Source organism: Brevundimonas sp., assembly GCF_032055285.1.
Classification (GTDB): Bacteria; Pseudomonadota; Alphaproteobacteria; order Caulobacterales; family Caulobacteraceae; genus Brevundimonas.
The window spans coordinates 29272-50574 of the sequence record NZ_DAMBRE010000007.1; the positions used below are offsets into that span (position 1 = coordinate 29272).

The following is a 21303-nucleotide window of genomic DNA, read 5'->3' on the forward strand; positions in this document are numbered from 1 at the left end:
GTCAGTAGATCAACTCGTCGTCAGCGCCCTGGCCGGCCAGCATGATGTCGCCGCGCGCAGCCAGATCCTTGGCCACCTGGACCATGGTCATCTGGGCGGCGTCGACGTCCTTGAGGCGGACAGGCCCCATCGACTCCATGTCCTCGCGCATGATCTTCGAGGCGCGTTCGGACATGTTGGAGAAGAACATTTCCCGCAAGGATTCCGAGGCGCCCTTCAGCGCCAGGCCCAGCTGGTCCTTCTCGACCGCCCGCAGCAGGGTCTGGACGCCGCCTGGGTCCAGCTTGGACAGATCCTCGAAGACGAACATCAGCGAGCGGATGCGCTCGGCCGAGTCGCGGCTGCGCTCCTCCAGGGCGCCGATGAACCGGGCCTCGGTCTGACGGTCGAAGCTGTTGAAGATGTCCGCCATCAGTTCGTGGCTGTCGCGCTTGGAGGTGCGGGCCAGGTTGGACATGAACTCGGTGCGCAGGGTCTGCTCGATCTTGTCGAGGATGTCGCGCTGCACCGGCTCCATGCGCAGCATCCGCTGGACGCATTCCAGGGCGAAGTCCTCCGGCAGGGCCGTCAGCACGCGCGAGGCGTGGTCGGGCTTCACCTTGGACAGGATGACGGCGACCGTCTGCGGATATTCGTTCTTCAGATAGTTGGCGAGGACGGCCTCGTTCACATTGCCGAGCTTGTCCCACATGGTCCGCCCGGCGGGGCCGCGGATCTCCTCCATCAGGGCGTCCACGCGGTCGCCCGGCATGAAGGAGGCCAGCAGACGCTGGGTCTGCTCGTAGCTGCCCATCAGGGCGCCCGCGCCGCCGATGCCCGAGACGAACTCGACCAGGACCTCCTCGACCACCTGGGCGGCCACGGTGCCAAGACCGGCCATGGCCTGGGAGATCTCCTTGATCTCCTCCTCGTCGAGCTGCTGCCAGAGAATGGTATGTTCTTCGCCCAGCGACAGCAGGACGACAGCCGCCTTTTCAGGCCCCGTCAGCTTGCGGATGTCGTCGATCGGACCCTTTTTTTCCACAAGCCGGGTCATCAGCTTTCATGCACCCAGGAGCGGAGGATCGCGGTGGATTCCTCCGGATGGGTGTCCACGAAGTCAGCGACCTTCTTGATCGAGGAGGCCTTCACCTGCCCCTCGATGCGGGCGATGTCCAGGCGCTGATCCATTTCGCTAGGACCGGCCAGCATCTGAGGCTGGCCCGGCAGGACGCCGCCGACCAGCTGGGTGTCCAGCGGCGTCACCGGCATGCCGTTGGCGCCGGCCAGAGCCGGTGCGCCAGCGCCGCCCGAGGCCGTCTTCAGCAGGGGGCGCACGACGAAGAAGATCAGCAGCAGACCGGTGATCAGCAGGACCAGCAGCTCTACCCCGCGCATGATGTCGTTCTTGTCGAAGTTGAACATCGACGAGCCTTCGTCCGCGCCCGGCGCCGCCGAGGGCTCGCGGTTGAAGCGCACGTTGACCACCTCGATCTTGTCGCCCCGCGTCTCGTCGATGCCGACGGCGGCGGCGACCAGGGTCTTGATCTGCTGGACTTCTTCCGCCGTGCGCGGGGCGTAGGTCGGCTCGCCCTTGCCGTCCGCGGCGGGGGTGTATTTGCCGTCCACGGCGACCGAGACCGACAGCTTCTTGACCTCGCCCGGCTCCTTGACCGTCGTGGTGGTGGTGTTGGAGATCTCGTAGTTGGTCGTCTCGGTGTTTTCCGAGTTGGTCGAGCCGATCGGCGTGGTGTTCGGGGCCTGACCGCCGGGGATGTTGTTGGTGGCGGTGACGCCGCCGTCGGCCTGGCCGGTCGTGTCCTGGGACTGCGAACCGTTGGTCGAGGTCGAGCGGACGACCTGGCCGTCGGGATCGAACTTCTGCTCCTGGGTGGTCGAGCGGCTGTGGTCGATGTCGGCCGTCACCTGGACGCGAGCCGCGCCGGCGCCGACGACGCCCTCGACGATGTCCTTGATGCGGGTCTGCAGTTGGGCCTCGGTCGTGGCCTTGGCCGCCTCGGCGGTGGCCGAGGTGAAGCCGGTGTCTTCTGAACCCGCTGCGAGCGTGCGGTTCGACTGGTCCGTCACCGTGACCTTGTCCGGCTTCAGGTTCGGCACCGAGGAGGCGACGACGTTGCGGATGGCGCGGACCTGGTCGGCGGAAAGGTCACGACCGCCCACGCCCACGACCACGGCGGCGGTCGGGTCGGCGGCGGCGGCCTGGAACATTTCCCGGCGCGGCATGGTGATGTGGACGCGGGCCGAGGTGATGCCGCGCATCGACATGATGGTGCGCGACAGCTCGCCTTGCAGGGCGCGCTGCTCGTTCAGATTCTGCTGGAACTCGGTCTGGCCCAGCACCGACTGGTTGTCGAAGATCTCGTAGCCGACGCTGCCCGAGGTCACGAGCCCCTTGCCGGCCAGCAGCAGACGCGCCGTGCCGACTTCATCGCGGCTGACAAAGATGGTCGAGCCGTCGCCCTTGGAGCTGTACTTGATCGCGGCCTGGTCCAGGGCGGCGGTGATCTCGGAGGCTTCGCGCAGGTCGAGGTTGGAATAAAGCAGCGCATCAGGCGCCTGGCCCACCCGCAGCATGACGGCGACCAGCACGGCTGCAACGCCCGCGGCGACGCCAAGCAACGCGGCCAAGCGGCCGATCCCGAACTTCTGCAACGCCGCCGTGAAGCCGCCCACGCGTCCCCGCCCATCCACTGGCGGGTCGAACTGGCCCCGCTAGGCAGAAACTGCCGCCTGGATGGTAAACGCCGCGTTAAGATGCGTTAAAGATTGAGGGAATCCGACTTTGCCTTTCCTCCCCATTGCATGGGGAGGGGGACCGCGAAGCGAGACGGATGAGGGGTGGCGGCGCGACCGACGAGAGTCAGGCACGAAAAAGGGGTGCGGCCCTGCCGGCACCGGCAATGCTCACACCCCTCATCCGAGCGCCTGCGGCGCCCACCTTCTCCCTCAAGGGGAGAAGGACGCATATTTGCGCTTAGGCCGCCTTCAGCAGTTCGGCCTTCTGATCCGCCGCTGCATGGATGCGAGCTTCGGCGATGGCGTCGGCGATCAGGTGGGTCGGCTTGTTCTCGACGACCGAGCGTTCGAGGATCTCCTCGAAGGTCTCCATCAGGCGCGACAGCTTGCCTTCGACCCACGAGGCGTCATAGACGCCGCCCGACTGGCGGGCGTTCATTTCCGAGGCGACGTTGATGATGCCGCCGCCGTTGACGACGTAGTCGGGGGCGTAGAGCACGCCGCGACGGAACAGTTCGTCGCCGATGTCGGCCGTGGCCAGCTGGTTGTTGGCGGCGCCGCAGACGGCCTTGACCTTGAGGCGGTCCAGGGTCTGCAGGTTCAACGTCGCGCCCAGGGCGCAGGGCGCATAGATGTCGGCGGCGACATCATAGATGGCGTCCGGGGCGACGATCTCGGCGCCGGTCGCGGCGGCGACGGCTTCCAGATTGGCCTGGTTGACGTCGGTGATGATCAGCCTGGCGCCGGCCTTGTGCAGCTTCTCGGCCAGATAGGCGCCGACGTGGCCCACGCCCTGGATGGCGACGGTCAGGCCGGTCATGTCGTCCTGCTTGAACAGGCGACGAGCCACGACCAGGTTCGAGCGGAACACGCCCTCGGCGGTGACAGGGCTCGGGTCGCCCGAGGCTTCCGGGCCGTCCTTCAGGCCCAGGACGTATTCCGTGACCTTGCGGGCCTCGGCGATGTCCTCGACCGAGGTGCCGACGTCTTCGGCGGCGTAGTAGTTGCCGCCCAGGCCGTTCAGGGCGCGGCCGAAGGCGCGGAACAGCTCTGGCGACTTCTGGGTGCGGCTGTCGCCGATGATGACCGACTTGCCGCCGCCCATTTCCAGGTCCGCGACGGCGTTCTTGTAGCTCATGCCCTTGGACAGACGCAGGACGTCCTCCAGCGCCTCGGCGGCGGTGGCGTAGTTCCACATGCGGGTGCCGCCGACGGCCGGACCGCGCGCGGTGGAGTGAACCGCGACGATGGCCTTCAGGCCGGTTTTCTCGTCATGGAAGGCGTGGACGCCTTCATGGTTCGAGAAAGAGGGGGAATCAAACAGCGTCTTGCCCATGACAGGCCTTTCCTGGGGTATTTTTTATGCGCGTGGAGATACGCCGCGCCCGCCTACAGGGCAAGCGTGTCGGTTTCGCGTCAGGAAAAGGCGGGTTCAGCGCGCCTTGGGGTCAGCCCGCAGGGCCGGAAGCACCGGTCCGGCGCCGGACGGCAAGGGGGCGGCGGCGTCGCGCAACCAGGCCTCGACATCCCGATAGACGACCTCACCCTGCAGGTCGCGGTTCAGGATGTGCCAGCCGTTCGGATAATAGCCCGTGCGCAGGTTGGGCCGCTCGCCCGCCCGCTCCAGCGCCAGCCGCATCGGCCCCTTGCGCACGATCTGGTCGTGGGCGCCGTAGAGCAGCAGGGTCGGCTTCTCGACCGCGCCCAGACGCAACGACGCCGCCTCCATCAGGTCGACCAGGCCGTGCATGGAATCAAAGCGGGTGGAGATGATGCTCTGCGGATCGCGCCCGTTGCGGATCAGCTCCAGGGTATTGTCGGAGGCGCGAATGTTACGGACGGCGAAGGCTGGCGGTTCGACCGCCTTTCCGCCCATCAGACGGGCGGCGGCCCACAGGCCGGCGCGGTTGAACGGGCTCTGGCTGGACCAGCCCCAGACACCGGGGGCGAGCAGGACGACCCGATCGGCGTCGGGCGGCGCTTCGCCCCCGAAGGCGGCGATGGTCGAGGAGCCGCCCATGCTTTCCCCCGCCACCACGATCATGGCGTTGGGCCGTTCGGCGCGCACCAGAGACACGATGGTGCGCAGGTCGGCGCTGGTCAGGCTTTCGGGCGCAAACTCGCCGCGATGGGGCGACAGGCCAAAGCCGCGCTGATCATAGGCCCAGGTCTCGATGCCCCGCGTCGCCCACCACGGCCCCGCCAGCCGGAAGGAGGCGTAGTGGTCGTTGAAGCCATGCAGGGCGACGATGACGGCCCAGGGCTGCTGATCCTGCGGACTCCAGCGCAGATAGGGCAGCCGCGCGCCGTCCTGAACCACGAAGGCGCCGCGCCCTTCGGTTCCAGCCTCGATGCGCGGACCGTTGAAGCCGACCGGAGGCGTTTCCGGTCCTTGCAGATGCGGCGTGGCGCAGGCGGACAGGGCGAGGGAGAGGGCCAGAAGGCCTGCCGTCAGTCCGCTACGCCAAATGGTCACGCCAGAATCTCCGCTGTCCTCTGGCGAAGGTAGGGCAGAACCTCGACCTCGAACCACGGGTTTTTCTTCAGCCAGGCGGTATTGCGCCATGAGGGGTGCGGCAGGGGCAGGACGGCAGGGGCGTAGTCGCGCCAGGCGCGAACCGTCTCGGTCATGGTGGCCCTGGCCCGGTCGCCCAGCGCCCAGGCCTGGGCGTAGCCGCCGACCAGCAGGGTCAGCTCGACGTTCGGCAGTGCGGCCAGCAGGCGGGGCCGCCACAGCTCGGCGCAGCGGCGTGGCGGGGGATAGTCGCCGCCTTTGGGGTCTGTGCCGGGAAAACAGAAGGCCTGGGCCGCAACGCCGAGGCGCAGATCGCCATAGAAGGTCGCCTGATCCACGCCCAGCCAGTCGCGCAGACGGTCGCCGGACGGATCGGTAAAGGGCAGACCGCTTTCATGCACCCGTCGTCCCGGCGCCTGGCCGCAGATCAGCAGGCGCGTTTCGGGCGCAACCATGACCACCGGGCGCGGCGTGTGGGGCAACTGCCCCAGACACGCCCGGCAGGCGCGGATTTCGGCCAGGAGGTCATCCAGGCCGGTGTCCGTTTCAGTCGAAATCGTCATCCGAGGCTTCGACCGGCGGCAGGGCCGCCAGAGCCGCGGCCGTCTCGGCCTCGGTCGGCAGACGCAGACGGATCACGCCCTTGAAGGCGTTCGGGTCGACCGCCTTGCCCTTCTTGGTAATGGTCAGCTTGCCCTGACGCATCAAGCCCAAGGCCACGGCGCGCACCTTGGGCAGCATGCGCTGCCACTGCTCGGGCTGCAGGTCCTTGGCCACCTCGGCCGGTTCAATGCTCTTGCCGCCGACGTTCTTGGGGTCGGCCTTGGCCAGTTTTTCGAAAATGGCCGCTTCGATTGGATCGCTCATTGCGCCTATATGCTGCACTGCAGGACCGGAAAGAAGGCGAAACCGACATGGTCGAGAAAATCACAGTCAGCGAAGGCGAGTTCGCCGGCTGGACGACCTATGAAATCTCGAACACCACCTTCGATTCCACCGTCGGCCCCTTCTATCGCAAGCCAGACCCCGACGGGTCGATGCGCTGCGCCTTCCGCGCCGAACAGAAGCACATGAATTTCGGCGGGCGGATGCACGGCGGCTGCCTGATGACCTTCGCCGACATCGCCATGTTCCAGATCGCCTATCAGGAGATGGAGGGGGCGTCTGGCGTGACGGTTCAGCTGGATTCCACCTTCATCGACGGCGCCTATGTGGGCGAACTGATCGAAGCGACCGGCCAGGTCACCAAGGCGGGCAAGAGCCTGATCTTCGTGCGGGGCCAGATCACCACCGGCGAGCGGCTGCTGATGACCTTCTCGGGCGTGATCCGAAAGTTCACGCCGCGAGACTGAGGTCCCTACTTGGCCGGCGCCGCGTAGACCACGCGGCACTCGCCGTCGACCGTGGTGTAACGGCCGCTGGCGGCGTCCACGAAGGCGATGCGGCCGCCGTCGTTATACTCGACCTTGCCGGTCGAGCGGCCCTTGAAGGTCTCGACGCCATAGGTCCAGCAGGTGATGTCGGCGGGGCGGTCGCTGAAGGTCGCGTCATTGCGCGCACGCCGGCTTTCCGTGCAGGCGGCGGCCGATACGGCGAGACCAAGGACAAGGGCGATGGTGACGGCTCTGTTCATGCCGCACAGCTTGGCACGACGAACGGGGGTCGAAAAGCCTCTAGACCCCGGCTTTCGCCGCCGGGCGGGCGCGGCAGGCCTCGAGCCAGCGAGCCAGATGGGTGAACTCTTCCGGCGGGCGGTATTTGACCAGTCGAGCGAAGTCCAGACCGACCGCCGCGACGATGTCGGCGATGGTGAAGCGATCGGCGGCGATGAACTCATGCTCGGCCAGTTGACGATCCAGCAGGCGCATGAACTTCTCGGCGCCGAGGCGGCTGTATTCCGCCACCTGCGGTTGCGGGGCCTCCAGCGCAGCCAGGGCCGGATGGCTGAAGCGCACGTTCAGCATCATGGGATTGGCCAGGTACATTTCGCACCGACGCGTCCACATCTCGATCAGCGCCTGTTCCTTCGGATCGCGGCCGAACAGGTTCGGCTCGGGATGCAGAGCCTCCAGATAGCGGCAGATGGCGATGGATTCAGAGATGCAGGTTCCATCGTCCAACTCCAGGGCCGGAACATGCGGTACGCCGAACTTGGCGCGATAGGCTACGGTGCGATGCTCCCCCGCCAGCAGGTCGATCTCAACCCCTTCGACGTCGGTGACGCCCTTTTCCGCCATGACCCATCGAACGCGGCGCGGATTGGGGGCGCGGCGGCTTTCATACAGCTTCATGGAACAGCCCTCCGATGGGGGTCAGAAACCCTGCAGACGAACCCTATTGCCCGAACACCGAGGCCGGCATGGCCCCGACGATGCAGGCGGTCATCAGGGTGGCCAGGAAGCCTGCGAACAAGGCCTTCCACACCAGACCCAGGACTTCCTCACGGCGCTCCGGCATCAGCACCGACAGGCCGGTGACCGTGATGCCGACCGAGCCGATGTTGGCGAAACCACACAGGGCGTAGGTCATCAGCATCCGCGTGCGTTCGCTCATGTCGCCGTCCGGCACCGCGCCCAGTTTGATGAAGGCGACGAACTCGGTCAGCGTCAGCTTGACGCCCAGCAGCCATCCGGCCTTCTGCGCGTCGGCCCATTCCACCCCGATCAGCCAGGCCACGGGCGAGAAGACCACGCCCAGGATGCGCTCGACGCTCAAGGCCTCGCCGCCGATCCAGAAGGCGCCCAGCATGACATTGGCCAGGGCGACCAGGGCCACGAAGACGATCAGCACGGCCGAGATGTTCAGCACCACCATCAGGCCGTCGGACGTGCCTTTTACGATGGCGTCGATGGCGCTGTCGTATTTCAGCGCCGAGTTGTAGTCGGCGACCGCGCCGCCCTCGCCCGGCTTCTCGGGGATGATGACGCGGGCCAAAAGGACGCCGGCCGGGGCCGAGACGATGGAGGCCACTAGGACATGCCCCGCCGCATTGGTCAGGACCGGCGCCAGTATGGTCGCGTAGGCCACCATGGTCGATCCGGCGACGGTGGCCAGACCGACCACCATCATCAGATAGAGTTCCGACCGGGTCAGCTTGTCCAGATAGGCGCGGATGACGATGGGGCTCTCGATCATGCCCAGGAAGACATTGGCCGCGACCGCCAGGGCCGAGGCGCCGCCCAGACCCATGGTGCGCTGGAACAGGAAGCCGAAGCCCAGGGTGATCCACTTCAGGATCTTCCAGTGCCACAGCAGGGCCGACAGGGCCGAGATGACCAGGATCAGCGGCAGGACCTTGAAGGCGAAGGTGAACAGGGCGCCTTCGTTGGCCACGGCATAGGGCTGATCCCCGCCCGCCAGGTAGCCGAAGACGAACTTGGTTCCCTCCTCGGTGGCCAGCTCCAGCCCCTTCACGGCGTTGTTGATCCCGTCCAGCACCACCTGCGAGCCGGGAATGGCGAAGGTCGCCAGGATCAGCGCCGCCTGCACCAGCACCGCCCCGATGGCCAACCGCCACGGGAAGACCTTGCGGTTCTCGGACATCGCCCAGCAGACGGCGATGATGACGACCAGGCCGAACAGGCTCTGCAGATTCAGAAGGCTGAACATGGGGAAAGGCGGCTCCGCGACCGGCCGACGGCCAGCAGCCGCCCTTGAAAGCTGCTTGAACGCTACCGCGCGCCTTCTGGTCAAGAGCGCATGCGGCGTCCTGCCGCGCCAAAGCCTCGCCGCGGCCCAAACTTCGCCGTTATGCGATATGTCAATCACCGTTATGTCATCAACGGGGAGAGGTCGGATGCGCAAGGAACTGATCTGGGCGGCGGCGGCGAGCGCCTTGCTCGCGGGATGTCAGGATGCGTCGCGCCAGCACCTTGAAGAGTCTGTCGACACGGCCCTGATGGAACCGGCGCCGACCGCTGAGACCGCCGCGTCCGCGCCGAGCAGCGCCGACGTCCCCATCGTCGCGCCCAGTATCGCCTACGCCTATCGTTTCGGGCTTGAGCTTCCGGCCGACGCCGTGCCGACCGTCATGGAGCGACACGAACAGGCCTGCGTCGCCGCCGGGCCGGCGGTCTGTCAGGTGATCGGCGCGAGCTCCAGCCGCGTGGGCCGCGATTCCATCGAGGCCCGCCTCGAGATGCGAGCGACCCCCGCCTATGTCGCCCGCTTCCGCGCGGCGCTGGACGGGGAGACCAAGGGCGCAGGCGGGCGCGTGGCCCAGCAGACCGTCGAGAGCGAGGACCTGACCCGCCAACTGATCGACACTGAGGCCCGGATGCGGGCGATGGAGACCCTGCGCGACCGGCTGCAGCAACTTCTGGCCACGCGTAGCGGCACGCTGGAGCAGTTGCTGCAGGTCGAGCGCGAGCTGGCGCGGGTGCAGGGCGAACTGGACGCGACGCGCTCGGCCCTGGCCGTCATGCGGACGCGGGTGCAGACCTCGAAGCTGGACGTGACCTACAGCGCGGCGGGGCGGTTGGCGCCGGACAGCGCGGTGCGGCCGGTCGTGGACGCCCTGAACTCGGCTTCCTACGCCTTCATGTCGTCGCTGGGGGTGCTGATCCTGCTCGTCGCCAGCGTCCTGCCGGTCCTGCTGGTCGGGGTTCCGCTGATCTGGCTGCTGTGGCGCTGGCGCAAGAGCGTGCGCATCCGCAAGACCGCCGAGGCGGCGCGCACGAAAAAGGCGGAGGGTGAACCCTCCGCCTGATCGCACTTTTCTTTCCTCCCCATTCCATGGGGAGATGGCTCAGAGCTGGCCGCGGACCAGCTTTCCGTAGTCGTCCATCAGGCTCAGCGACAGTTCGCCCGGCGTGAAGCGATAGTCGCCGATCTCGCTGACCGGCGTGACCTCGGCGGCCGAGCCGGTGAGGAAGCATTCCGAGAAGTCCGACAGCTCTTCCGGCAGGATGTCGCGGATCACGACCTCGATGCCCTTGGCCTGGGCCATCTCGATCACGGTCTGGCGGGTGATGCCGTCCAGGATGTGGTCGACGCGCGGGGTGTGCAGGGCGCCGTTCTGGACGAAAAAGACGTTGGCGCCGGTGGCTTCGGCGACATAGCCGCGCCAGTCCAGCATCATGGCGTCGGCGAAGCCGCGCTTCTCGGCCGCCGTCTTGGACATGGTGCAGATCATGTAGAGGCCGCCGGCCTTGGCCGTCGAGGGGGCGGTGGCCGGGTCAGGACGGCGCCACTTGGCCCACTCCAGACGGATGCCCTTCTTCTTGACCTCGGGGTCGAAATAGCTGGGCCATTCCCACGCCGCGATGGCCAGGTGGACCTTGCTATTCAACGAGGAGACGCTCAGCTGTTCGGCGCCCAGATAGGCCACAGGACGGATGTAGCAGTCGGTCAGACCGTTCTTTTCACAGGTTTCCTTGCAGGCGGCGTCGATCTCGGCCACGCTGTAGGGAATGTCGAAGTCCAGCAGCTCGGCCGAGCGCTTCAGCCGTTGGCTGTGCGCCGTCAGCTTGAAGATTTCGCCGCCATACATACGCTCACCCTCGAACACCGACGAGCCGTAGTGAAGGCCATGGGTCAGAACGTGCGTTTTCGCGTCCCTCCAGGGCACGAACGCGCCGTCAAACCAGATCCAGCCGTCACGATCGTCGAAAGGAACGAAGGCCATTGAATAACGTCTCCTCGGGATGTGGTCCGGTTACACTCTTCTCTCCCGCCGCCGTCAACGCCTTTGCGTTCGGCAGGATCGCCTAAGACATGACTGATACGCGCTCGAACGGCCGCTCCGGCCCCATCGCTGCTCCCGGCGCCGGCCGCCATCTGCTGGTTGTCGACGACGACGACAGAATCCGTGAGCTGCTGAAAGAGTTCCTGACCCGCGAAGGCTATCGCGTCACCGGCGCCGCCCACGCGGGCGCGGCGCGGCGCCTGGTCGAGTTGATCGAGTTCGACCTGATCGTGCTGGACGTCATGATGCCGGGCGAGACCGGCTTCGACCTGACCAGCTGGATCCGCAGCCAGGCCACCCTGTCCAAGACGCCGGTCCTGCTGCTGACCGCCAAGGGCGATCCCGACGATCGCATCGAGGGCCTGTCGCGCGGCGCCGACGATTACATGTCCAAGCCCTTCGACCCGCGCGAACTGGCGCTGCGGGTCGAAGCCATCCTGCGCCGCACCGGCGGCAAGCCGATGACCCCGCGCGAGATTCGCATGGGGCCGGCGGTCTTCGACATGGAGCGGCTGGAGCTGACCCGCGACGGCGAACTGCAGCGCCTGACCGAGGCCGAGGCTCAACTGCTCAAGACCCTGGCCATTCACGCCCACTCGCCGGTCGAGCGAATGAACCTGTCGCCCGACACCGCCGACATCACTGGCCGCGCCGTGGACGTCCAGGTGACCCGCCTGCGCCGCAAGCTGGAGGCCGACCCCAAGAACCCGCGCTATCTGCAGACCGTGCGCGGCGTCGGCTATATGCTGGCCCCGGACTGATCCGGTCATGAGGCTGCTGCCCCTTCCTCTCTGGGCGCGAATGATCAAGCGCCGCCTGCCGACCTCGCTATGGGGTCGGTCGCTGCTGATCATCGTCCTGCCGGTGTTGATCATGCAGGGGGCCGTGACCTGGGCCTTCTTCGACGCCCACTGGCAGGCGGTGACCGCGCGCCTGTCCGAGGGTCTGGCCGGGGACGTGGCTTGGGCGGCCGAAAGCTATCGCGACCAGCCGACGCCGCAGAACCTGCACGTCATCGCCGACAGGGCCGAGCGTTCCATGCAGTTGTCCGTCGCCTTCCAGGAAGGCGCGATCCTGCCCAAGGAACAGCGTCGCGGGGCCATCGGCGTGGTCGATCGCGCCATGGAGAAGGCCCTGGCCTCACGCCTGGATCAACCCTTCTGGTTCGATACGACCCGCTACCCCGCCTATGTCGACATCCGGGTGCAGGAGCCGGGCGGGGTGCTGCGCGTCATCGCACCGCGCGAACGGGCCGTGGCGACCCAGGCCCATATCTTCGTCCTGTGGCTGATGATCGCCACCATCCTGCTGCTGGGCGTGGCGGTGCTGTTCATCCGCAATCAGGTGCGGGCCATCGAGCGCCTGGCCGACGCCGCCGAAGCCTTTGGCCGGGGCGAAAGCGTGCCGCGCTTCAAGCCGCACGGCGCGCGCGAGGTGCGCGCCGCCGCCTCGGCCTTCCTCGACATGCGCGCCCGCATCCAGCGCCATATCGACCAGCGCACAGCCCTGCTGGCCTCGGTCAGCCATGACCTGCGCACGCCCCTGACCCGCCTGCGCCTCGAACTGGCCCTGGCCCCGCCCTTCAAGCGCGCCGAGGCCATGAAAGGCGACCTGGACGAGATGGAGCACATGATCGACGAATACCTGGCCTTCGCGCGTGGCGAGGCCGGAGAAGCCATGCAGGCCGTGTCGGTGCCCGAGATGCTGCGTCGCGCCGCCGAGGACGCCCGTCGCGCCGGCGCCGAGGTCACGGTCGAGACGCCCGACGAACTGGACGCCCAACTTCGCCCCCTCGCCTTCCGTCGCGCCCTGAACAACCTGGCCGGCAACGCCGCCGTCCATGGCGAACATGTGCGCCTGTCGGCCCGCCCCCTGCCTTCGGGCGGACTCGAGATCGCCGTCGAGGACGACGGTCCGGGCATCCCCGAAGACATGCATGAAGAGGCCTTCCGGCCCTTCTCCCGACTGGACGCCTCGCGCAATCAGAACAGCAAGGGCGTCGGCCTGGGGCTGGCCATCGCCCGCGACGTGGCGCGTGGCCACGGCGGCGACATCACCCTGAGCCGCAGCGACCTCGGCGGGCTGAAGGCCTCGATCCGCCTGCCGGGATAAATCGCCGCGCCCCTCTGGCGTGACTGTAAAATCATCGCCATCTTGTACCTGTTCCAGGGGGGCCTGGATCAGGAGTCCGCATAATGCGTCGTTTTACGTTTTTCGCACCGCTCACCGCCGCTCTGACCCTCGCCGGCGCCGCCGCAGCCCAACCTTCCGCCGTCGTCGTCACCGTCAGCCCCGACTTCGCCAAGACCGCCGAAGAACTCGGCCAGCGCGATGTCCAGCAACAGATCGAGGACCTGACGCGAAAGGTCGAACGCGTGCTGACCGACCGCCAAGCCTTGGACGGCGCCCGCATCGAGCTGGTCATCACCGACCTGAAGCCGAACCGGCCGACGATGCAGCAGATCAGCGACAAGCCCGGCCTGGACCCCATTCGCAGCATCTCGATCGGCGGAGCCGCCATCGAGGGTAGGGTCATGACCGCTTCGGGCGAGGTCCACCCGGTCAAGTACGACTATTATTCCAATACCCTGGCCGATGTCCGCGGCTACTCCACCTGGCAGGACGCCAACACCGCCTATGACCGGCTGGCGCGCAATCTGGCCTCCGGACGCTACGTCACCCGCTGAGTTCGGTCGACTTGGCCACAGCCGCCTGAACGGCGCTCTCGACCGCCCGGTCGAGAGCGCCGTTTTCGTTCAGGGCTGCAAGCCCGGCCTGGGTCACGCCGCCGGGCGAGGCCACGCGGTCGATCAGGGCGTCCAGGGCTTCCGTCCCTTCAACGCCCGCCGCGGCGGACCGAAGGGTGGCGCGCGCCAATCGCACGGCGGCCTCCGGCGTCAGGCCCTCCTCGACCCCGGCCTGAGCCAGGGCGCGAGTGAAGGCGAAGTAGTAGGCCGGGCCGCAGCCGGACACGGCGGTCGCCGCGTGCATGGCGGCCTCGTCGTCCAGATGGACGGTCTCGGCGATGGGCGCGAACAGGGCCTCGCCCACTGAGCGCGCGGCGACGTCAGCGGCCCAAAGGGTGGCCACACCCTGGGCTTGAGCCACGCCCGTCGTCGGCATGATGCGGACGACGGAACGACCCCCGAAACCCTCGGAAATGGTCTCGCCCCTCACCCCGGCCATGACCGAGACGATGACGGCGTCGGGCGCCAGGTGCGGCAGGATGGGGCGCGAGGCCTCGAACCACTTGGCCGGTTTGACGCCGATGACGAAAGCGCGGGCCTCGGCCAGGGCGTCCAGCGGCGGATTGATCCGCGCGCCCAGGACCCGCGCGGCCTCGGCGGCGGGCTTCTCGGACGGGGTCAGGATGATGAGATCGGCGGGATCGACCGCGCCGGTCTTGAGCCAGCCTTCGAGGATGGCCGAGCCCAGCCGCCCCACGCCTTGCAGGACGACAGGGCGACTCATTACGCGGTGCCCACGGTTTCGAAGAGGCAGGCGTCGATGGCTTCCTGCGCCTTCTTGGAGCCGCGCACCATGAAGTCGAAAGCGGGATAGTAACGGTCGGCGGCCTCGATAGCGGCGTCGATCATGGACGCGGCCTGGGCCAGGGTTGGGCGCTCACTGTGCGGCAGGGCCAGGGAATGACGGAACACGATCTCGCCCTCGTCCGGCCAGATCTCGAAATGCCCCAGCCAGGTGCGCTGATTGATCATCGACACCAGTTCATAGGCGGCGGCGCGGCGCGTCTTCATGACGCGAAGATCGAGCGCACAGCACAGCTGAAGGCAGTCGCCCTCGGGCCGCCAGGCGAACCACAGCTCATAGTCCTTCCAGTCGCCCGCGAGGGCGAAGGCCAGGTCGCCGTCGTCCGTGCGGTCGAACGGCAGGTTCTCCGCGTTGAGGACGTGCTCCACGACATCCAGGGGGTCGTAGGGAACGTCGACCTCTTCGGGCCGGGCTGCATCCATCAGGAGTTCACATTCTTACTCGGGGGTCGCGACTCACGACCTGCAAACGAACGGTAAACGTGTTCGCAGATTCGGCTCAACCGGCTGTATCGACGTCAGGCTTCGCGGCTGTGGACGTTCCGGCCGACGCCTTTTTCGTCGGCGATTTCTGAGCCTTAAGCTCCGCCAACTCGGCGCGCAGGGCGGCGATCTCGTCCTTCAGCACGTCGAACTCGTCGCGGCGAACCAGGTCCATCTCGGCGACGAAACGATCGGTCTGGGCCCGCCAGGCGGCCTTGGCCTCGTCGCCCGCGGCCTGGGCCAGACCCATGGCGCCCGTCGTCAGCTTGGCGAACTCGTCGAGGATCGGATTGCGCGTCTGCATGATGAAATCTCGCGTCTTTGCCACACCAGTATATGGTTAATGGCGCCGTAAATTGGGTGAACGAAACCTTGCCGTCCGAACCGGCTATAAACTGCTTCGCGGGAAAAGCGCGCGACGAATGCAGTCTCGCTTGCTAGATGATTTCGGGTCCCAAACGGCGCTGACGGAGGCTCTGTGCCCTTCCCCGAATTCGACCCTGTCCTGATCCATCTCGGCCCCCTTCCCATCCGCTGGTACGCCCTGGCCTATGTCGCCGGGATCGTGCTGGGCTGGTGGTACGCCTCACGCCTGGCCAAGACGGAACGGCTGTGGGCGCCGGGCAAGCCGCCGGTGACGGGACCGCAACTGGACGACCTCGTGCTGTGGATCACGCTCGGCGTCATCCTGGGCGGCCGTTTCGGCTACGCCCTCTTCTACAAGCCGGCGATGTTCGCCCAGTTGTTCACCGGCGACAGCTGGGGCGAACGGCTGGAGCTGCTGCAGCTGTGGACCGGCGGGATGAGCTTCCACGGCGGCTTCCTGGGCGTCGTCATCGCCATTGCGATCTACGCCAACCGCCAGAAGATCAATCCGCTGAGCCTGGGCGACCTGATCGCGCCGGTCGCGCCGCTGGGCCTGTTCTTCGGCCGCATCGCCAACTTCATCAACGGCGAGCTGTGGGGCCGCGAGACGACGGTTCCCTGGGCCATCCGCTTCTGCAACGCCCGCATCGAACAGATGTACGGCTTCTGCCCCGCCGGCAACGAGCCGCGCCACCCCAGCCAGCTGTATGAAGCCGGCCTCGAGGGCCTGCTGCTGTTCGTCATCCTGTCCCTGGCCATCTGGAAGTGGAAGATGCTGAAGCGTCCGGGCTTCGTCACCGGCCTGTTCCTTCTGGGCTACGGCGTGTGCCGCGCCGCGCTGGAGAACGTGCGCCAGCCCGACGTCGGGTTCGAGCACCTGCCGCTGGGCCTGACCATGGGCATGATCCTGTCGATCCCGATGATGCTGGTCGGCGCCTGGCTGATCTGGCGGGCGCTGAAGAAGCCGGCCGTCACGGAGGCGTAAGGCGTCATGACCGAGACCCTCAAGGACCGTCTGGTCCGCGAGATCGTGCTGACCGGGCCGATGACGGTGGCGGACTATGTCACCCGCTGCCTTCACGACCCCAAGGGCGGCTACTACGCCACGCGTCCGGCCCTGGGCGAAGGCGGCGACTTCATCACCGCCCCTCTCGTCAGCCAAATGTTCGGCGAGCTGATCGGCCTGTGGGCCGTCGAGACCTGGAGCCGCCTGGGCGCGCCCGAGCGGGTGCGGCTGGTCGAGGTCGGGCCCGGCGACGGGACGCTGATGTCCGACGCCCTGCGCGCCGCGCGGCTGGTTCCCGGCTTCCTCGAGGCCGTGGACCTGATCCTGATCGAGCCCAGCGCCCCGCTGCGCGCCGAGCAGGCGCGGCGGCTGGCCGACGCCGACGTCCATCCGCGCTGGCTCAGCGCCCTGCACCAGATCGAGACCGACGCCCCGATCATTCTTATCGGCAACGAGGTGCTGGACTGCATGCCCGCGCGCCAGTTCATGAAGACCGAAGGCGGTTGGGCCGAGCGCCGCGTCGGCGTCACCGACGACAATGATCTGACCTTCGGCCTGGTCGCCATTTCCGGCGGCTTCGACCGGCCCGAGTACGACGTCGAGCCGGGTCAGGTGGTCGAGATTTCGGAACAGCAGGCCGCCTTCGCCCGCGATCTGGCGACGCTCGTGAAGGCGGCTTCCGGCGCCGCCCTGCTGATCGACTATGGCCGCAGCCAGCCCGGCGCGGGCGACACCCTGCAGGGCCTGAGACGGCACCAGAAGGTCGACCCTCTGGCCACCCCCGGCGAGGCCGACCTGACGCAATGGGCCGACTATCCGCTGGTGCTGGAGGCCGCCGTGCGGACCGGCGCCGACGTCACCGGCTGCGTCAGCCAGGGCGCCTTCCTCAAGGCCTTGGGGATCGAAGCCCGGGCCCAGAAGTTGATGCAGGCCCGCCCGGACGCCGCGCCGGTCATCCAGCGCCAACTGGACCGCCTGACCGCGCCGGACCAGATGGGCGAGCTGTTCAAGGCGGCGGCGATCTTCTCGCCCCGCGCGCTGGCCCTGCCAGGCTTCTGAGGACTGCGGACGATTTCCGCAGGGAGTGAGACGATGCGTTTTTCCGACCGGGAACGGGCCGTGCTTCTGGCCGTCAAAGGCGTTGGACCGAAAGTGGTCGAGCGGCTGGAGGAACAGGGGTTGGGCGCCTTCGAGCGGCTGGCGCAGGCCGACCCCGCCGCGATTTGCGCCGGGGCCGCCGTCAGTGTCGGCTCGACCTGCTGGAAGAACAGCCCCCAGGCCCGCAAGGCCATCGAGGCCGCCGTCGCCGCCGCCCGTACCTCGCTGGAGGCCGCATGAGCCTGAACCCCATCACCCATCCCCTGCTGGACAAGGCCGGGGTCCGTCACGGCTTCTTCACCCGCGAGGGCGGCGTGTCCGAGGGCATCTACGCCGGGCTGAACACCGGCGTGGGGTCCAAGGACGAGCCCGCGCTGGTGGCCGAAAACCGTCGCCGTGTGGCCGAATGGATGGGCGGCGGGCTCGACGACCTGTGCGGCTGCTATCAGATCCACTCCGCCGTGGCCCGGGTAGCCGAGGCGGGCTGGGCGGGCGAACGGCCGGAAGGCGACGCCGTGGTCAGCGCCGTGCGCGGCCCCATCGCCTCCGTTCTGACTGCCGATTGCGCGCCCGTCCTGTTCGCCGACGCCGAGGCGGGCGTGGTCGGCGCGGCCCATGCGGGCTGGAAAGGGGCGCTGGGAGGGATCATCCACTCGACGGTGGCCGCCATGGAGGCCCTGGGTGCCCGGCCCGAGCGCATGGTCGCCGTGGTCGGCCCCTGCATCGCCCAGGCCAGCTATGAGGTCGGCGCCGACTATCAAGAGCGCTTCGCCCACCATGATCCCGGCAGCGAACGCTTCTTCACCCCCGGCGGCGCCCAGGACAAGCGCCTGTTCGACCTGCCCGGCTTCGTCCTGTGGCGGCTGGAGCAGTCCGGCGTCGGCGATGCCGCCTGGACCGGCGACGACACGCGCGCGGACGCGGCGCGGTTCTACTCGAACCGTCGGGCGTTTCTGGCGGGAGAGCCTGATTTCGGGCGGCTGATTTCGACGATCAGCCTGGGCTGAACTAGCCCGCCATGGCCATGTCGGGGACGCGGGTGGTGACGCGCCAGGCGTCGGGCTGGGCCAGCAGGGCGCGGACCAGCTTGTTGTTCAGGGCGTGGCCCGCCTTGACGCCTTCGTAGCGGCCCAGCAGGGGCGCGCCGAGGACGTAGAGGTCGCCGATGGCGTCCAGGGCCTTGTGACGCACGAACTCGCGTTCCATGCGCAGACCGCCGGGGTTCAGGATCTCGTCGCCGTCGATGACCACGGCGTTTTCCAGCGAACCGCCGCGGGCCAGACCGGCCTGACGCAGGGCCTCGACCTCGTGGGCGAAGCCAAAGGTGCGGGCGGCCATGATGTCCGAGCGGAAGGTCGCCTCGTCCACGACGAAGTCCACCACCTGATTGCCGATGACCGGCGTGGGGAAGTCGATCTCGAAGCGCATCTCATAGCGGTCGCAGGGCAGAAGAACGGCGGACTTGTCGCCCTCCTCCACCCGGATCGGCTTCAGGATCTCGATGTAGCGGATCGGGGCTTCCTGACGGCGGAAGCCGGCGCGATCGAGCAGTTGCACGAACTGCAGGGCCGAACCGTCCAGGATCGGCAGCTCAGGACCATCGACCTCGATCACGGCGTTGGAGACGCCAAGCGCGCACAAGGCGGCCATCAGGTGCTCGATGGTCGACAGGCGCACGCCCGCCGCATTCTCGATCATGGTGTTCAGGCGGGCGTCGACGACGGCCTCGCCCGAGACGGGGATGCGGTTGTCCCGGTCGGTGATGTCGGTGCGCACGAAGACGATGCCCGCGCCGGGCGCAGCCGGACGCACGACCAGCTTGACGCGCTGGCCGGTATGAACGCCCACGCCGGCCGTGATGGCCGGGGCGACGATGGTCTGTTCGTGATGGTCGTTGCGGACCGACAAGCTGAAACTCTCTGTGTTGCGCGGCTCCGCGCAGTCGTGCGGAGTTCGCCTCGCCTGTCGTTTAACCACGACGGCTCAAGCGCGAAATGAAAGATGGGTTTCGAAATGTTTCGGTCTGACGACAGGGCGTAACAATGAAAAACGCCCCGGAGCCGGGCTCCGGGGCGTTTCAATCAGGCTTTCGTCCGATCAGTTCGCGAGACGGCGAAGGAAGGACGGGATTTCCAGGTCGTCGTCTTCAGCCTGGCCGGCCTGATAGTCCAGGGTCGGCTGGACGGACTGGGACTGGCGCAGTTGCTGGGTCGTGCGGTTCGACGACGGCGGCGGCGCGTAGGACGGCTGCTGCTGTTGCTGTTGCGGCTGTTGGCGCTTCTTGCCGAACAGGCTCCAGCCGCTGCGGCGGTGATCGCGGTCGTCGTAGTATTCTTCTTCAGCCACCGGCTCTTCGCGACGCGGGGCCGGACGGGCCGCCGGCTGCTCAGGCTGGGCGCGGTCGAAGTAGAGGTCGCCCTGCGAGGCGGCGGCCGGTTGAGCGCGGACGGCGCCGGATTCGTATTCCTCGACCCAGGGATCGACGATCGGCTCCAGATTGCGGGGCGCGTCATGGATGACCGGATCGGGACGCGGCTCGGGCGCGGCGCGGGCGGCCGGGGCCTCATAGACCGGGGCGGGCTCGGGCGCGCGGACCGGTTCGCGAACCGGGTCGATGCGGACTTCGGGCTGGCGCGGCGCCGCGGCGGTCGTCGCCGGACGCCGGTCCGAGAAGGCCGAGCCCTGGGGTTCGATCTTCTGGATGACGGCCTCGTCCATGCCGGTCGCGACGACCGAGACGCGGATCTTGCCGTCCAGGGCCGGGTCGAAGGCGGCGCCGAAAATGATGTTGGCGTCGCCGTCCACTTCGGCGGCGATGGCGTTGGCGGCCTCATCCACTTCCAGCAGGGTCATGTCCAGGCCGCCGGTGATGTTCACCAGCACGGCCTTGGCGCCCTTGAGGCTGGTCTCGTCCAGCAGCGGATTGGCGATGGCGTTCTGGGCGGCCAGAAGGGCGCGATCGTCGCCGGTGGCCTCGCCCGTGCCCATCATCGCCTTGCCCATTTCGGACATGACGGCGCGGACGTCGGCGAAGTCGAGGTTGATCAGGCCCGGCAGGATCATCAGGTCGGTGATCGAGCGCACGCCCGAGTGCAGGACCTGGTCAGCCATGCCGAAGGCGTCGGCGAAGGTCGTGCGCTCGTTGGCGACGCGGAACAGGTTCTGGTTCGGAATGACGATCAGGGTGTCGACGTAGCGTTGCAGCTCGGCCACGCCCGAGTCCGCCAGACGCATGCGGTGACGGCCTTCAAAGGTGAAGGGCTTGGTCACGACGCCGACGGTCAGGATGCCGCGATCGCGCGCGCACTTGGCGATGACGGGGGCCGCGCCGGTGCCGGTGCCGCCGCCCATGCCGCAGGTGATGAAGACCATGTGCGCGCCGTCCAGATGCGCGTGGATTTCATCAGCGCTCTCCTCGGCGGCGTTCATGCCGACTTCGGGGTGGGCGCCGGCGCCGAGGCCCTGGGTGATGGTCTCGCCCAGTTGAATGCGGCGATCGGTCTTGGCGAAGCTGAGGTGCTGGGCGTCGGTGTTGGCGACGACGAACTCGACCCCTTCGAGGCCGGCGTCGATCATGTTGTTCACGGCGTTTCCGCCCGCGCCGCCGACGCCGAAGACGACGATCCGGGGCTTCAGTTCCGTGTGTTGCGGCTTCACCAGCGAGAGAGACATGATTGTTGTTCCGACTTTCCGACCCTGCCCGTTAACCCCAATGCGAAATCCCCGCCGAATCGCATTGGTTATGAGCGCGTTAAGGAAAACCCTCTTTGCGTTAACGGAGTGTTACCTCGGTAATATGAGTCGGCGATTGTGACAGCCTGTTCTCTAGCTTGGCCGCAGATATCCTTCATTTTTTCGAGCG

The 21303-nt window shown here is 67.5% G+C and carries 24 protein-coding genes; 9 read left to right on the plus strand and 15 right to left on the minus strand.

The window, feature by feature from the left end; genetic code table 11:
• Position 1: 1 nt before the first annotated feature.
• From fliG to RTY13_RS14805, 6 genes are all read right to left on the minus strand, one after another.
• On the minus strand, positions 2-1036 hold the full coding sequence (fliG, locus tag RTY13_RS14780) for a flagellar motor switch protein FliG (protein ID WP_312784536.1): 1035 nt from the start codon (positions 1034-1036) through the stop codon (positions 2-4).
• Complete coding sequence (fliF, locus tag RTY13_RS14785) at positions 1036-2673, minus strand: flagellar basal-body MS-ring/collar protein FliF (RefSeq protein WP_312784538.1); 1638 nt, start codon at positions 2671-2673, stop codon at positions 1036-1038. The genes fliG and fliF overlap by 1 nt, the downstream gene beginning before the upstream one ends.
• A 301-nt stretch (positions 2674-2974) precedes the next feature.
• Complete coding sequence (locus RTY13_RS14790; protein ID WP_312784540.1) at positions 2975-4072, minus strand: Glu/Leu/Phe/Val dehydrogenase; 1098 nt, start codon at positions 4070-4072, stop codon at positions 2975-2977.
• A gap of 96 nt (positions 4073-4168) precedes the next feature.
• A complete protein-coding gene (locus RTY13_RS14795) occupies positions 4169-5212 on the minus strand; it encodes an alpha/beta fold hydrolase (protein ID WP_312784541.1) in 1044 nt (347 codons plus the stop codon).
• Complete coding sequence (locus RTY13_RS14800; RefSeq protein ID WP_312784543.1) at positions 5209-5814, minus strand: uracil-DNA glycosylase family protein; 606 nt, start codon at positions 5812-5814, stop codon at positions 5209-5211. The genes RTY13_RS14795 and RTY13_RS14800 overlap by 4 nt, the downstream gene beginning before the upstream one ends.
• Positions 5798-6118, minus strand: coding sequence for a DUF3253 domain-containing protein (locus RTY13_RS14805; protein ID WP_312784545.1), 321 nt, complete (start codon positions 6116-6118; stop codon positions 5798-5800). Before RTY13_RS14805 ends, RTY13_RS14800 begins: the two co-directional genes overlap by 17 nt.
• A gap of 47 nt (positions 6119-6165) precedes the next feature.
• Here RTY13_RS14805 and RTY13_RS14810 point away from each other — a divergent pair, with 47 nt between their 5' ends.
• Complete coding sequence (locus RTY13_RS14810) at positions 6166-6603, plus strand: PaaI family thioesterase (RefSeq protein ID WP_312784547.1); 438 nt, start codon at positions 6166-6168, stop codon at positions 6601-6603.
• A gap of 5 nt (positions 6604-6608) precedes the next feature.
• On the opposite strand, the gene RTY13_RS14815 is transcribed toward RTY13_RS14810, so the two are convergent.
• From RTY13_RS14815 to RTY13_RS14825, 3 genes are read right to left on the minus strand one after another with little or no spacing between them, the layout of a single operon-like run.
• Positions 6609-6884 carry a hypothetical protein gene (locus RTY13_RS14815; protein ID WP_312784549.1) on the minus strand — a complete coding sequence of 92 codons (276 nt, stop codon included), beginning with the start codon at positions 6882-6884 and terminating at the stop codon, positions 6609-6611.
• Positions 6885-6924: 40 nt separating this feature from the next.
• Entirely contained in the window at positions 6925-7542 is a 618-nt protein-coding gene (locus RTY13_RS14820; protein WP_312784551.1) for a glutathione S-transferase, read from the minus strand.
• A 43-nt stretch (positions 7543-7585) separates the two neighbouring features.
• Positions 7586-8860, minus strand: coding sequence for a nucleoside transporter C-terminal domain-containing protein (locus RTY13_RS14825; RefSeq protein ID WP_312784554.1), 1275 nt, complete (start codon positions 8858-8860; stop codon positions 7586-7588).
• Between the two features lie 187 nt (positions 8861-9047).
• Between RTY13_RS14825 and RTY13_RS14830 the strand changes: the two genes are divergently transcribed.
• Entirely contained in the window at positions 9048-9959 is a 912-nt protein-coding gene (locus RTY13_RS14830) for a DUF4349 domain-containing protein (protein WP_312784557.1), read from the plus strand.
• Positions 9960-9998: 39 nt separating this feature from the next.
• Here the strand turns inward: RTY13_RS14830 and RTY13_RS14835 are convergent, their stop codons facing one another.
• Complete coding sequence (locus RTY13_RS14835) at positions 9999-10877, minus strand: branched-chain amino acid aminotransferase (RefSeq protein ID WP_312784559.1); 879 nt, start codon at positions 10875-10877, stop codon at positions 9999-10001.
• Between the two features lie 89 nt (positions 10878-10966).
• On the opposite strand from RTY13_RS14835, the gene RTY13_RS14840 reads away from it, so the two are divergent.
• From RTY13_RS14840 to RTY13_RS14850, 3 genes are all read left to right on the plus strand, one after another.
• Positions 10967-11698 (plus strand): response regulator transcription factor, encoded by a 732-nt coding sequence (locus RTY13_RS14840; protein WP_312784561.1) that lies wholly within the window; start codon positions 10967-10969, stop codon positions 11696-11698.
• A 7-nt stretch (positions 11699-11705) separates the two neighbouring features.
• Positions 11706-13049, plus strand: coding sequence for an ATP-binding protein (locus RTY13_RS14845; RefSeq protein WP_312784562.1), 1344 nt, complete (start codon positions 11706-11708; stop codon positions 13047-13049).
• Positions 13050-13132: 83 nt separating this feature from the next.
• Complete coding sequence (locus tag RTY13_RS14850; RefSeq protein ID WP_312784563.1) at positions 13133-13624, plus strand: hypothetical protein; 492 nt, start codon at positions 13133-13135, stop codon at positions 13622-13624.
• On the opposite strand, the gene RTY13_RS14855 is transcribed toward RTY13_RS14850, so the two are convergent.
• The 3 genes from RTY13_RS14855 to RTY13_RS14865 all read right to left on the minus strand — a co-directional run bounded on the left by RTY13_RS14855 (position 13614) and on the right by RTY13_RS14865 (position 15275).
• Complete coding sequence (locus RTY13_RS14855) at positions 13614-14408, minus strand: pyrroline-5-carboxylate reductase dimerization domain-containing protein (RefSeq protein WP_312784564.1); 795 nt, start codon at positions 14406-14408, stop codon at positions 13614-13616. The two genes, RTY13_RS14850 and RTY13_RS14855, sit on opposite strands and share 11 nt — an antisense overlap.
• Positions 14408-14911: a YbjN domain-containing protein gene (locus RTY13_RS14860; RefSeq protein ID WP_207822535.1), complete on the minus strand. Its 504-nt coding sequence runs from the start codon at positions 14909-14911 to the stop codon at positions 14408-14410. The genes RTY13_RS14855 and RTY13_RS14860 overlap by 1 nt, the downstream gene beginning before the upstream one ends.
• Before the next feature lie 76 nt (positions 14912-14987).
• Entirely contained in the window at positions 14988-15275 is a 288-nt protein-coding gene (locus RTY13_RS14865) for an accessory factor UbiK family protein (RefSeq protein WP_312784565.1), read from the minus strand.
• Positions 15276-15449: 174 nt separating this feature from the next.
• Here RTY13_RS14865 and lgt point away from each other — a divergent pair, with 174 nt between their 5' ends.
• From lgt to RTY13_RS14885, 4 genes are read left to right on the plus strand one after another with little or no spacing between them, the layout of a single operon-like run.
• Positions 15450-16322 (plus strand): prolipoprotein diacylglyceryl transferase, encoded by an 873-nt coding sequence (lgt, locus tag RTY13_RS14870; RefSeq protein WP_312784567.1) that lies wholly within the window; start codon positions 15450-15452, stop codon positions 16320-16322.
• A 6-nt stretch (positions 16323-16328) separates the two neighbouring features.
• Entirely contained in the window at positions 16329-17402 is a 1074-nt protein-coding gene (locus tag RTY13_RS14875; RefSeq protein WP_312784569.1) for an SAM-dependent methyltransferase, read from the plus strand.
• Positions 17403-17435: 33 nt separating this feature from the next.
• Positions 17436-17681, plus strand: a complete 246-nt coding sequence (locus tag RTY13_RS14880; RefSeq protein ID WP_312784570.1) for a helix-hairpin-helix domain-containing protein — start codon at positions 17436-17438, stop codon at positions 17679-17681.
• Complete coding sequence (locus RTY13_RS14885) at positions 17678-18448, plus strand: polyphenol oxidase family protein (protein ID WP_312784572.1); 771 nt, start codon at positions 17678-17680, stop codon at positions 18446-18448. Before RTY13_RS14880 ends, RTY13_RS14885 begins: the two co-directional genes overlap by 4 nt.
• Position 18449: 1 nt before the next feature.
• On the opposite strand, the gene lpxC is transcribed toward RTY13_RS14885, so the two are convergent.
• Positions 18450-19349 carry a UDP-3-O-acyl-N-acetylglucosamine deacetylase gene (lpxC, locus tag RTY13_RS14890; protein ID WP_312063931.1) on the minus strand — a complete coding sequence of 300 codons (900 nt, stop codon included), beginning with the start codon at positions 19347-19349 and terminating at the stop codon, positions 18450-18452.
• A gap of 189 nt (positions 19350-19538) precedes the next feature.
• Entirely contained in the window at positions 19539-21113 is a 1575-nt protein-coding gene (ftsZ, locus tag RTY13_RS14895; RefSeq protein ID WP_312784573.1) for a cell division protein FtsZ, read from the minus strand.
• Between the last annotated feature and the right edge of the window lie 190 nt (positions 21114-21303).

Bases quoted from the DNA above. Each gene is read 5' to 3' on its own strand.
- fliG (WP_312784536.1), bottom strand. From the start codon at position 1,036: ATGACCCGGCTTGTGGAAAAAAAGGGTCCGATCGACGACATCCGCAAG.
- RTY13_RS14790 (WP_312784540.1), bottom strand. From the start codon at position 4,072: ATGGGCAAGACGCTGTTTGATTCCCCCTCTTTCTCGAACCATGAAGGC.
- RTY13_RS14800 (WP_312784543.1), bottom strand. From the start codon at position 5,814: ATGACGATTTCGACTGAAACGGACACCGGCCTGGATGACCTCCTGGCC.
- RTY13_RS14805 (WP_312784545.1), bottom strand. From the start codon at position 6,118: ATGAGCGATCCAATCGAAGCGGCCATTTTCGAAAAACTGGCCAAGGCC.
- RTY13_RS14810 (WP_312784547.1), top strand. From the start codon at position 6,166: ATGGTCGAGAAAATCACAGTCAGCGAAGGCGAGTTCGCCGGCTGGACG.
- RTY13_RS14815 (WP_312784549.1), bottom strand. From the start codon at position 6,884: ATGAACAGAGCCGTCACCATCGCCCTTGTCCTTGGTCTCGCCGTATCG.
- RTY13_RS14820 (WP_312784551.1), bottom strand. From the start codon at position 7,542: ATGAAGCTGTATGAAAGCCGCCGCGCCCCCAATCCGCGCCGCGTTCGA.
- RTY13_RS14825 (WP_312784554.1), bottom strand. From the start codon at position 8,860: ATGTTCAGCCTTCTGAATCTGCAGAGCCTGTTCGGCCTGGTCGTCATC.
- RTY13_RS14830 (WP_312784557.1), top strand. From the start codon at position 9,048: ATGCGCAAGGAACTGATCTGGGCGGCGGCGGCGAGCGCCTTGCTCGCG.
- RTY13_RS14835 (WP_312784559.1), bottom strand. From the start codon at position 10,877: ATGGCCTTCGTTCCTTTCGACGATCGTGACGGCTGGATCTGGTTTGAC.
- RTY13_RS14840 (WP_312784561.1), top strand. From the start codon at position 10,967: ATGACTGATACGCGCTCGAACGGCCGCTCCGGCCCCATCGCTGCTCCC.
- RTY13_RS14845 (WP_312784562.1), top strand. From the start codon at position 11,706: ATGAGGCTGCTGCCCCTTCCTCTCTGGGCGCGAATGATCAAGCGCCGC.
- RTY13_RS14850 (WP_312784563.1), top strand. From the start codon at position 13,133: ATGCGTCGTTTTACGTTTTTCGCACCGCTCACCGCCGCTCTGACCCTC.
- RTY13_RS14855 (WP_312784564.1), bottom strand. From the start codon at position 14,408: ATGAGTCGCCCTGTCGTCCTGCAAGGCGTGGGGCGGCTGGGCTCGGCC.
- RTY13_RS14860 (WP_207822535.1), bottom strand. From the start codon at position 14,911: ATGGATGCAGCCCGGCCCGAAGAGGTCGACGTTCCCTACGACCCCCTG.
- RTY13_RS14865 (WP_312784565.1), bottom strand. From the start codon at position 15,275: ATGCAGACGCGCAATCCGATCCTCGACGAGTTCGCCAAGCTGACGACG.
- RTY13_RS14875 (WP_312784569.1), top strand. From the start codon at position 16,329: ATGACCGAGACCCTCAAGGACCGTCTGGTCCGCGAGATCGTGCTGACC.
- RTY13_RS14880 (WP_312784570.1), top strand. From the start codon at position 17,436: ATGCGTTTTTCCGACCGGGAACGGGCCGTGCTTCTGGCCGTCAAAGGC.
- RTY13_RS14885 (WP_312784572.1), top strand. From the start codon at position 17,678: ATGAGCCTGAACCCCATCACCCATCCCCTGCTGGACAAGGCCGGGGTC.
- ftsZ (WP_312784573.1), bottom strand. From the start codon at position 21,113: ATGTCTCTCTCGCTGGTGAAGCCGCAACACACGGAACTGAAGCCCCGG.